This is a genomic window from Brevibacterium gallinarum, assembly GCF_014836885.1.
GTDB lineage: Bacteria > Actinomycetota > Actinomycetes > Actinomycetales > Brevibacteriaceae > Brevibacterium > Brevibacterium gallinarum.
This window is the reverse complement of sequence record NZ_JACSPY010000030.1, coordinates 1-1,332: the sequence shown is the minus strand read 5'-3', so window position 1 is coordinate 1,332 and position 1,332 is coordinate 1. Positions and strand designations below refer to the sequence as shown.

Here is a 1,332-nt window from a genome sequence, read left to right as displayed (position 1 = left end):
TGTCGCGCGTCAGACTTAGTGGCAGGGCCGTTATGTAGGTCCTGAAGGAGAGTCAGACATGGGTAGACCACCCTCGATTCCGGCGGAGAAGAAGACCCGGATAGTGCTGAGCGTGCTGGCCGGCGAGATGTCCATCGCCGAAGCGGCACGCAAGGAGAAAGTCAGTGAGCAGTCCATCGGACGGTGGAAGGCCGAGTTCCTGGAAGCCGGCAAGACCGCCCTGGTGGCCGGCAGGTCCGGACCATCCTCCCGAGAGGAACAGCTGGAGGCCGAGGTCGCCGAGCTGACCCAGGCCTTGGGCGAGGCACACCTGGAGGCCAGGGTGTGGAAGAAGTCCGCGGAGGGCCGGCTGGGCCCTTCGAGGACCTCGAGGTGATCCGCGTGGAAGCGGGCATGTCGACCGCGAGGTTCTGCCAGCTCTTCGACATGCCCGAGCGGACCTGGCGCCGCTGGCAGGCCAAGGCCCGCACCGGGACGGCGGTGAAGGGACCGTGGCCGCAACCGGCACGGCAGGCCGCCAGGGAACTGGTGGTCAAGCACGCGCTGGCCCATCCGGCGTGGGGGCATCGGAAGATCTGGGCGATGGTCCGCCACGACGGGCATGTTGTTTCCGAGGCGACCGTGCTGCGAATCCTGCGCGACGAGGGGCTGATTCTGCCCGCGCAGTACCAACGGGAGCGACGGAAGCTGGCCGAGCGGCGCAAGGCCGCGTTCGCCACCGAGCCCTCAGGCCCGAACCAAGTCTGGCAGCTGGACTTCAGCGAGTTCGAGACCACCACCGGAGGGATCTGGCGGCTGGCCGGGTGCCGGGACTACTGGTCCAAGTACGAGCACCCCTTCCACGTTTCGCCCACCGGGAACCAGCACGACGCGATCGACGCGATCGAGTTGGCCCTGGCCGACTACGAGGCCATGTTCGGTCACCCGCTGGTCGAGGCCTGCCCGGTCGATCCCGAGACCGGTGAGCTGTTGCCCGTGGTGACCATCGTGACGGACAACGGCGGGCCGTTCCGGTCCTTCCGCTTCGAGTCCTTCATCGCCGCCCACCCCGAGCTACACCACGTGCGCACCCGAGTGAAGACCCCGGGGCAGAACGGGTCCCGTGAACGCGGCTTCGGCACGCTGAAGTACGAACGGCTCTATCTGGACGAGATTGACGACGCGATCGTGCTCGCCGAGCGGGCCGAGGACTACCGGATCGAGTACAACGAACTCCGGCCCCACGAGGCCATCTCATGGAACCGGCCCAAGGAGGTGCACCTGGGCCTAGCCGACCCCACCACCCCGACATTCAAAACCAAGGAAATCCTGCCAACTACTTGACGCGGGACA

2 protein-coding genes are annotated in these 1,332 nt (G+C 66.7%); both read left to right on the top strand.

From position 1 onward, the window contains the following. Window positions 1-58 precede the first annotated feature (58 nt). The gene (locus H9634_RS14335; RefSeq protein WP_010080477.1) at window positions 59-376 is read left to right on the top strand and encodes a helix-turn-helix domain-containing protein; all 318 of its coding nucleotides are present in this window, start codon (window positions 59-61) and stop codon (window positions 374-376) included. After that, window positions 373-1,323: an IS3 family transposase gene (locus H9634_RS14330; protein WP_191727480.1), complete on the top strand. Its 951-nt coding sequence runs from the start codon at window positions 373-375 to the stop codon at window positions 1,321-1,323. Before H9634_RS14335 ends, H9634_RS14330 begins: the two co-directional genes overlap by 4 nt. Window positions 1,324-1,332: the final 9 nt, after the last annotated feature.

Excerpts from the sequence above, each read along its gene's own strand:
- H9634_RS14335 (WP_010080477.1), top strand. The coding sequence starts at position 59 with ATGGGTAGACCACCCTCGATTCCGGCGGAGAAGAAGACCCGGATAGTG.